Below are 9,323 nucleotides of genomic sequence, written 5' to 3'. Positions count from 1 at the left end.
AAGTGGTAAGGCAGAGGTCTGCAAAACCTTTATTCCCCAGTTCAAATCTGGGTGCCGCCTCCAATATAGAAAAATCCTAGTATATACTAGGATTTTTTTGTAACATAACTAAAATTTGGAAAATTCTAAAAATGACAAATAAATTGAGGGGGGAATGGCTTGAAAGTTCAACAATTAATGACTAGAAATCCCATTGTCCTAACTGTAGAAGATACTTTATATAAAGCTGTAAAAATTTTTGTGAAAAATTGTATTGATGGAGCTCCTATTGTGGATCAAAAAGGAAACTTAGTAGGAATTATTACAAAAACTAATTTAATGAAGACTTTTTTAAGAAATGTTGATCCACATATAAAGATTGGAACATTGGCTACCAAAACAGTAATAACTATTAGACAAGATGCTAATATAAAAGAAGCTTGGGAAATAAAAGTAGGAAGATTACCAGTTGTGGATGAAAAAGGATGTTTGATAGGAATTTTAACTCGGACAGATATTATAAAAGCTTTATTGGAAAAACAAATAGAAGAGTCTAGTGAATTAAAAGCAGTTTTGGATTTTACCAATAATGGAATCGTTATCATTGATGAGCAAGGGATCATTAAAAGATGCAATCTATCTGCTATTCGTATATTAAGCTTGAACAATGAAGAAATCATTGGATTTCATGTAGAAAAAATATTACCAGAGTTACAACTTTATCATGTAATTGAGACTCGAAAAAGTGAATACAATCAAAAAATAGAATTTAAAGAAAAAACTCTTATATGCGATAGAATTTCTTTGTCAAGAGATAGTAAAGTGTTTGGAGCCTTAATTGTATTTAAAGATAGCTCAGAGCTTGAAAGTATTATCAATGAGCTTAACGATGTTCAAGATATATCTAAAAAATTAGATGCAGTGATTGAATCTTCTTATGATGGAATATATATTACAGATGGACATGCCAATACTCTTAAGATTAATAAATCTTATGAAAGGATTACAGGAGTAAAAAGAGAAGAAATGCTAGGTAAAAACATGCTCAATTTGGAAAATGAAGGATATATTTCTGAATCAGCTACTTTAAAGGTGTTGAGCAGTAAAAAAACAACTACAATTCATCAAAAATTTAAAACGGGAAAAAATGCATTAGTAACAAGTACACCTATTTTTGATGAAAAAAATCAAATTACTTTGGTAGTTACTAACGTGAGGGATATTACACAGCTTTCTCTTTTAAAAGAACAGCTAGAAAAAAATAAAGAATTGGCACAAAAGTATTACTCAGAAATAGAAGAGATGCGTATGCAACTTTTAAGTACACTTCATATTATAGCAGAAGATGAAAAAATGCTTGAAGTAGCTAGAATGGCAAAGAGAGTGGCTAAAGTAGATACTACAATACTTATTTTAGGTGAAACAGGTGTAGGTAAAGAAGAATTTGCAAAGTTTATACATAAAAATAGCAATAGAAAAAGAAAACAGTTTATCAAAGTAAATTGTGGAGCAATTCCTACTACTCTTATTGAATCAGAGCTTTTTGGATATGAAAAGGGAGCTTTTACAGGAGCAAATAGACAAGGGAAAATGGGGTTGTTTGAAGTAGCAAATGGAGGAACTTTGTTTTTAGATGAAATAGGAGAACTTCCATTAAATATGCAAGTAAAACTTTTAAGAGTTTTACAGGAAAATGAAATTAAAAGAGTTGGGGGAGTTGAATCTATTAAAGTGGATGTGCGTATTTTAGCAGCTACAAATCGTAATTTAGAAAAAATGGTAAAAGAAAATCAATTTAGAGAAGATCTTTATTATAGATTACATGTAGTGCCTATTTGTATTCCTTCTTTAAGAGAAAGAAGAGGAGATATACTTCCTTTGGTACGTCATTTTCTTTCTGAACTAAATATAAAATATGGATGGAATAAAAGATTTAGTAAGGATGCTTTAGAAATATTATATGAATATGATTGGCCAGGAAATGTAAGAGAATTAAAAAATATTGTAGAAAGAGTATTTATTATGAGTAATGAACAGGAGATTATTTGTGAAGATTTACCCAAAATAATTTATGCAAAAAATACTTCTTCAAAATTCATAGAAGAAATTATACCTTTAAAAGAAGCTGTAGCGAGTGTAGAAAGAGAATTGTTAGAGAGAGCTTTTGAAAAATATAAAAATGTAAGGGGTGCAGCAAAGGCTTTAGGAATTGATCCTTCTACTTTTGTAAGAAAAAGACAGAAGTATGAAAAAAAGTTGTAAAATAACAACAAATATGCAATATTGCAACAAAAAAATTATATACATATTGTTGTATATAACATTGAAAATTAAACAAGTATAAAGAAAAAATTTCTGAAGAATCGTTGTAAAATTGCAACGATTCTTTTTGTTTTAATAATGAATAAATAAAAAGAAAATAGATTAAAAGGTGTAAAATACAAGCTTTGATATAGCTGTTTAAAAAAGAAATATATATGGCATAAGAATTGCTTTAATATAGTGTAGATACATATTAAAGAAGGAGATGATTTGTTGTGGCATTAATGACAAAGGAGCAATATTTAGATAGTTTGAGAAAATTAGATATTAAGGTGTATGTGTTTGGAGAATTAATTAAAAATTTTGTAGACCATCCAATAATTAGACCTTCTATTAATTCAGTAGCAATGACTTATGAGCTTGCTCAACATCCAGAATATAAAGAGTTGATGACAGCAACATCTAATTTGACAGGAAAAAAAGTAAATCGTTTTACACATCTTCATCAAAGTGCAGATGATCTTGTGAAAAAAGTAAAAATGCTAAGACTTTTGGGACAAAAGACAGGGTCATGTTTTCAACGTTGTGTAGGAATGGACTCCTTTAATGCAGTATATAGTACAACTTATGAAACGGATGAAAAGTATGGAACAAATTATCATGAAAATTTTAAAAAATATTTAGAATATGTACAAGAAAAGGATTTAGTAGTAGATGGAGCTATGACAGATCCTAAAGGAGATAGAGGATTATCACCTAGTAAACAAGCAGATCCAGATTTATTTTTACATGTAGTAGAACAAAGGGAAGATGGAATTGTAGTAAGAGGAGCAAAAGCCCATCAAACAGGAGCTATAAATTCTCATGAGCATTTAATCATGCCAACTATTGCAATGAAAGAAGGAGATGAAGCTTATGCAGTATCTTTTGCAATCCCATCTGATGCAAAAGGAATTTATATGATTTATGGAAGACAATCTTGTGATACAAGAAAATTAGAAGAAGATGCAGATGTAGATGTAGGAAATAAAGAATTTGGAGGACAAGAAGCATTAGTAGTATTTGATAATGTATTCATACCAAATGACAGAATATTTTTAAACGGAGAAGTAGAATTTGCAGGAATGTTGGTAGAAAGATTTGCAGGATATCATAGACAAAGCTATGGAGGATGCAAAGTAGGGGTAGGAGATGTGTTGATAGGGGCAGCAGCAGTAGCAGCAGATTTTAATGGAGCGGCAAAAGCATCTCATGTAAAAGATAAATTAATAGAAATGACTCATTTAAATGAAACATTATATTGCTGTGGAATTGCATGTTCTGCAGAAGGATACAAAACAAAAGCTGGCAACTATCAAATAGATTTACTTTTAGCAAATGTCTGTAAGCAAAATGTAACAAGATTTCCATATGAGATTACAAGACTTGCAGAAGATATTGCAGGAGGACTTATGGTAACTATGCCATCTGAAAAAGATTTTAAACATCCAGAAATAGGACCAATTTGTGAAAAATATTTTAAAGGTGTCAATGTAGTACCAACAGAACACAGAATGAGAATCTTAAGACTTATTGAAAACATGACATTAGGAACAGCTGCAGTAGGATATAGAACAGAATCTATGCATGGAGCAGGTTCTCCACAAGCACAAAGAATTATGATTGCAAGACAAGGAAATTTACCACATAAAAAAGAATTAGCAAAAAAACTTGCAAGAATAGATGAAGAAGCTATTGCAAAAAGAGAAGCTGCAGCAGCACAAAAATAGTGAGAGGGGAAGATTTCCCCTCTTTCTTAAAAAATATAGGAAAATGTTTTCAATATGAATATAAAAAATATAGGGAGGAAAATATATGGCATTTACAAGACAATTAGGTAAAGAACAACCGTATATTGCAATGGGTATATTTAAAATAAGATTACCATTTGTTCATTATAAATGGGAGTGGTCTGAAGCTATTCAAGCAATATTAATGTGTGCTACATGTCTAGGTGCAATACCTATTCTTACTGATGTATTAGGTGTATCTTTTGAATTAGCTTGGTCTATGGTAATTATCAATGGATTATTATACAATGCACATGTTTTATTAGGAGATCCAGTAGTTCCAGGATGGATTACACCATCTATACCACTTACCATAGCATATTTGAATGAATATGCATTAGGAATAGAAAGAATACAAGCATTAATAGCACTTCAATTAATCATAGGAATAATATTTATAGTTATGGGAGTTACAGGTATAGCAGGCAAGTTGATTAATATAGTACCTAATTCTATAAAAGCAGGGATATTATTAGGGGCAGGATTTGCAGCTGTAATGGGAGAATTTAAAGTAGGTGGTAGATTTGGAATATATCCTATAGCTATTTTTATAGGTGGAATTATTTCTTATTATATTTTATTTTCTAATGGATTTAAAGAATTGAAAAAAAGAAGTGGATTGGCAGAGATTTTAGGGAAGTATGGGATGTTACCAGCTATAGTAATTAGCATTATTGTAGGACCCTTATTTGGTGAGTTGCCTATACCAAAGATTGAAATAGGATCTTTTATAAAAATACCTCAAATAGGTGAATTGATAGGAAATGTAAGTCCTTTTGGAATTGGTTTTCCAAATCTAGATTTATATATAAAAGCAATACCTATGGCATTTATAGCTTATATAATAGCTTTTGGTGATTTTGTTACAGGAGAAGCACTTCTAAAAGAAGCAGATGAAGCAAGAACAGATGAACTGATAGATTTTAATTCTAATCGTTCTAATCTAGTAAGTGGGATTAGAAATATGATAATGGCAATAATTGCACCATATGTTACGTTGTGTGGACCTTTGTGGGCAGCTGTAACTGCAGCAGTATCAGAAAGATATAAAGATGGAAGAGAGTCTATGGATTCAATTTTTGGAGGAACAGGAACATATAGATGGGTTACTTTTATAGGCGTCGCATTAGTTCCTATAGTTTCATTAGTACAACCTGTATTACCAGTTGCTCTATCCCTTACTTTGTTAGTACAAGGTTATGTATGTGCAAGATTAGCTATGAATATTTGTAGAAATGATACAGATAGAGGTGTAGCAGGAGTTATGGGAGCTGTTTTAGCTGCTAAAGGAGCTGCTTGGGGATTTATAGTAGGTATAATATTGTTTGTTATATTATCTGATTTTAGTAAACACCAAAATACAAAGATAGAAAAAGAAATGACTGAATAGTAAAAAAAACAAAAGGAAATAGTACACAACTAAATTGATTTTTCATAAATAGAATATAACAAATAACAGTTAAGATATAAGATTGTATTTCTAAAGAGTAAATGGAGGGATAGTATGTTTGAAGAAGTGCAAAAAATTATTGAGATAAAAATTAGACCAAAGCTTATGAATCATTATGGGGATATAGAGTTAATTGCAGTAAAGGATCAAGTTGTAGAAGTAAAATTTCTTGGAGCCTGTAGTGGCTGTCCTTCAGCAAAGATTACTCTTGAAGAAATTGTTTTGGTAGACTTAAAAAAAGAAATTCCAACTATAAAGGAAGTACACCTTGTTCATGAAATGAGTCAAGAGCTCATTGATATGGCCAAGAAGATACTAAATAAAGAAAATAAGGAGCGTTAGTTTGAAAGTAGGAGTTGAATTTTGTATTTGCAAATAATTGAATTGAATATTCCTAATATTTTTAGTATAATTTGATTATAAAAAACAAATTATTTACTAAGATATATTTTAAAATGTCTGAATCTTAAATATAGAAGGAAAATAGTTTTAATTGAGAATAAAAAATAAAAATAATATTATAAAAAGTAATTCATAATACATATATGAAGTATTCAAAATAGAAAGGATGAATGAAATGGATTGGAAAAAAATTTATAAGTCAAAATTAACTAAACTAGAAGATGCTGTGAAAAAAATAAAATCAAGGGATAGAGTGGTTACAGGACATGCTGCAGCAGAACCTCAAAAGCTTATAGATGCTATGATAAGAAATAAAGATCAATATGAAGATGTAGAGATTGTTCATATGGTACCTTTAGGAAAAGGAGAATATACACATCCTGAAATGGCACCACATTTTAGACATAATGCTTTATTTGTAGGCGGATCTACTCGCCAAGGAGTAGCAGAAGCTAGAGCAGATTATACACCTTGTTTTTTTACAGAAATTCCAAGACTTTTTAAAGAAGGATATTTGCCTGTAGATGTAGCTTTGATTCAGCTTAGTAGACCAGATGAACATGGATATTGTAGTTTTGGAGTTTCTAATGATTATACAAAACCTGCAACAGAATGTGCAAAACTTGTGATTGCAGAAGTGAATGATCATATGCCAAGAACCATGGGAGATTCTTTTATTCATGTATCTGATTTAGATTGTATTATTGAAACTTCTTATCCTATTATTGAGTTAAATCCTCCTAAAATTGGAGATGTAGAAAAAGCAATAGGAGAGAATTGTGCTACTTTGATTAACGATGGAGATACTCTTCAACTAGGAATTGGAGCTATTCCTGATGCAGTGTTGTTATTTTTAAAAGATAAAAAAGACTTAGGAATTCACTCTGAAATGTTTTCTGATGGAGTAGTAGAATTGGTAGAATCTGGAGTTGTTAATAATAAAAGAAAGACTCTACATAAAGATAAAATGATCGTAACTTTTTTAATGGGTACACAAAGACTTTATGATTTTGTAAACAATAATCCTAGTGTGGAAATGTATTCAGTTGATTATGTAAATAATCCTTATGTGATTATGCAAAATGAAAACATGGTTTCTATTAATTCATGTATTCAAGTGGACTTAATGGGTCAAGTAGTCTCTGATACTATAGGACTGAAACAGTTTAGTGGTGTAGGAGGTCAAATTGATTATGTAAGAGGAGCAAGTCTATCAAAGGGAGGAAAATCTATTATTGCAATTCCATCCACTGCATCAAAAGGAAAATTATCTCGAATTGTACCTTTTATAGATGAAGGAGCAGCTGTAACTACTTCTAGAAATGATGTTCATTATATTGTTACAGAATATGGTATTGCTAATTTAAGAGGAAAAACATTAAAAGAAAGAGGAAGAGCACTCATTCAAATAGCTCATCCAGATTTTAAACCAATGTTGATAGAAGAGTGGGAAAGAAGATTTTGTACTAAATTTGAATAAATATTATTTTTAAAAAAAGCCTTTTTAAAAAGGCTTTTTTTTGTTTTAATAAAGATGGTGATGAAAATGAAAAAACAATATTTGGAAACTCCTTTTTTACCTAAAAAGGATGTAAATACTATTATTGTAGATGGAAGAATTTCAAATACACTTGAAAAAAGTTTAAAAGATTTAAAGCTTCAGATATTAAAAACTCCACATTGTAAAGAGTTATATGAATCTATTTCGTATCATCCAGATATATTATTACATCCTGTTACAGGAAAAGATGTAGTGATTGCTCCTAATGTGTATGAAAAAATAGCACCTCTACTGAATTCTTTAGGAATTTATACTTATAAGGGAGATACTATTTTAAAAAGGAACTATCCAGAAAATATTGCATATAATATAGGGAGAGTGGGGAAGTTTGCAATTCATAATTTTAAATATACAGATCCATTTACTCTAAAATTGCTACAAGATAATAAAATAGAATGTATTGATGTAAAACAAGGATATACAAAATGCTCAATTTGTGTAGTAAACGAAAAAGCAATGATTACATCAGATAAAGGAATTGCTAAAGAAGTAAAAAAATATGGGATAGACATTCTTTTGATTCAGCCTGGATACATAGATCTTTTTGGTCTCGAGTATGGATTTATTGGAGGAAGTTCTGGATTTGTAAAAAATGATAAATTAGCTTTTACTGGAAATTTGAAAAAACATCCAGATTATAGAACTATTTGTAAATTTTTAAATAATTATGAAGTGAAGCCTGTATTTCTAACAGAAAAAGATCCAGTTGATATAGGATCTATTATTCCTATTATACAAATGGAATAATAAACAATAAATGTAATAGGCTATTTTGAATATCACTTCTTATTACACATATACTACTAATACAGTAGCAGAAGGAGTGAAAAAAATGTATTTAATGACAGTGGTACTTACTGAATCTTTGAAGTTTGTTCAAAACATATTACATGAACAAATAAAACATTTAGAAAAATATAAAATGCATATTCAAAACGAAATCAATGAAACAATGAATAATATTGAAATTAAATATATAATACAACCTAATAATGATTTAGATTATGATTTTGAATACATTTTCCAAAAATATATGGCAAATATTGTGTCTAATGTAATTATGAATGATATGGAAGAAAAAATAGTATATAAGATTTTAAGTCAAGAATATTATTATTTTAGTTTAGGAGAAAGAAAATCTATTATAGAGCATTTTAAAAATATAAAAGAAGATGAAGCCCGTGAATATGAACAAGGAATAAGTGTTAATATTTCTACAAAAGGCAAGTTGATAGAAGAAATAATGAGCTACTTAAAAGAAAATACAATTTTGAATATAGAAGGGTTTGTTAGATTCAGACTTAAAAATTATATAGAAGAATTGAAAATAAAAATAGATCGATCCGTAGAAGATTTTTTAATGGAAAAGGAATACAATGAGTTTATAAGGCTTTTAAGATATTTTGTAGAGATACAAGAAGCTAAGATTCATACTGTACATGTTTTAATGAAAGATGGAAAATATCATTTATATGATTCCAGAAATATATTAATTCAAAATGAATACCTTGATGATCTGGCATCAGATATGGAACAAAAAGATATAAGTTATGATGATTTACTGATTAGTTCTTTGATTACATTGGCTCCTAAAAAAATAATACTGCATGTTTCAAGTAAAATTCATAAAAAAGAAATCATAAGAACTATTCAAAATGTATTTGGAGATAGAGCATATATTTGTAGTGGTTGTGAATTATGTGTATCTCAACAGATCAAACAAGAGTAGAGAAATCTCTACTCTTTATAAGTTTATCTAGAAGTTTAATAAATAAATTTACATGAATTAGAATTTAGACAAAATAAAACTCTAGCTAAACTAAGTATTAGTTTATTGTAC

At 29.3% G+C, this 9,323-nt stretch carries 7 protein-coding genes; all 7 read left to right on the top strand.

What is annotated here, in order from left to right:
* The first annotated feature begins 159 nt into the window (after positions 1-159).
* Positions 160-2,241: a sigma-54-dependent Fis family transcriptional regulator gene (locus tag EK368_RS01745; RefSeq protein ID WP_129596010.1), complete on the top strand. Its 2,082-nt coding sequence runs from the start codon at positions 160-162 to the stop codon at positions 2,239-2,241.
* A gap of 275 nt (positions 2,242-2,516) precedes the next feature.
* Positions 2,517-4,010 carry a 4-hydroxyphenylacetate 3-hydroxylase family protein gene (locus EK368_RS01740; RefSeq protein ID WP_129596009.1) on the top strand — a complete coding sequence of 498 codons (1,494 nt, stop codon included), beginning with the start codon at positions 2,517-2,519 and terminating at the stop codon, positions 4,008-4,010.
* A gap of 85 nt (positions 4,011-4,095) precedes the next feature.
* Positions 4,096-5,460 carry a hypothetical protein gene (locus tag EK368_RS01735; protein WP_129596008.1) on the top strand — a complete coding sequence of 455 codons (1,365 nt, stop codon included), beginning with the start codon at positions 4,096-4,098 and terminating at the stop codon, positions 5,458-5,460.
* 114 nt (positions 5,461-5,574) lie between these two features.
* Positions 5,575-5,862, top strand: coding sequence for a NifU family protein (locus tag EK368_RS01730; protein ID WP_129596007.1), 288 nt, complete (start codon positions 5,575-5,577; stop codon positions 5,860-5,862).
* Positions 5,863-6,097: 235 nt separating this feature from the next.
* Positions 6,098-7,402 carry an acetyl-CoA hydrolase/transferase family protein gene (locus EK368_RS01725; RefSeq protein WP_129596006.1) on the top strand — a complete coding sequence of 435 codons (1,305 nt, stop codon included), beginning with the start codon at positions 6,098-6,100 and terminating at the stop codon, positions 7,400-7,402.
* A 66-nt stretch (positions 7,403-7,468) separates the two neighbouring features.
* Positions 7,469-8,230, top strand: a complete 762-nt coding sequence (locus tag EK368_RS01720) for a DUF6873 family GME fold protein (RefSeq protein WP_129596005.1) — start codon at positions 7,469-7,471, stop codon at positions 8,228-8,230.
* A gap of 85 nt (positions 8,231-8,315) precedes the next feature.
* A complete protein-coding gene (gene ytxC / locus EK368_RS01715) occupies positions 8,316-9,212 on the top strand; it encodes a putative sporulation protein YtxC (protein ID WP_129596004.1) in 897 nt (298 codons plus the stop codon).
* Positions 9,213-9,323 lie beyond the last annotated feature (111 nt).

Source organism: Anaerophilus nitritigenes (assembly GCF_004138215.1).
Lineage (GTDB): Bacteria > Bacillota > Clostridia > Peptostreptococcales > Thermotaleaceae > Anaerophilus > Anaerophilus nitritogenes.
This window is presented reverse-complemented; position numbering and strand designations above follow the sequence as displayed.

What these genes read in the sequence shown, in the direction of transcription:
- EK368_RS01735 (WP_129596008.1), top strand. Translation starts at nt 4,096, where the DNA reads ATGGCATTTACAAGACAATTAGGTAAAGAACAACCGTATATTGCAATG.
- EK368_RS01730 (WP_129596007.1), top strand. Translation starts at nt 5,575, where the DNA reads ATGTTTGAAGAAGTGCAAAAAATTATTGAGATAAAAATTAGACCAAAG.
- EK368_RS01725 (WP_129596006.1), top strand. Translation starts at nt 6,098, where the DNA reads ATGGATTGGAAAAAAATTTATAAGTCAAAATTAACTAAACTAGAAGAT.
- EK368_RS01720 (WP_129596005.1), top strand. Translation starts at nt 7,469, where the DNA reads ATGAAAAAACAATATTTGGAAACTCCTTTTTTACCTAAAAAGGATGTA.
- ytxC (WP_129596004.1), top strand. Translation starts at nt 8,316, where the DNA reads ATGTATTTAATGACAGTGGTACTTACTGAATCTTTGAAGTTTGTTCAA.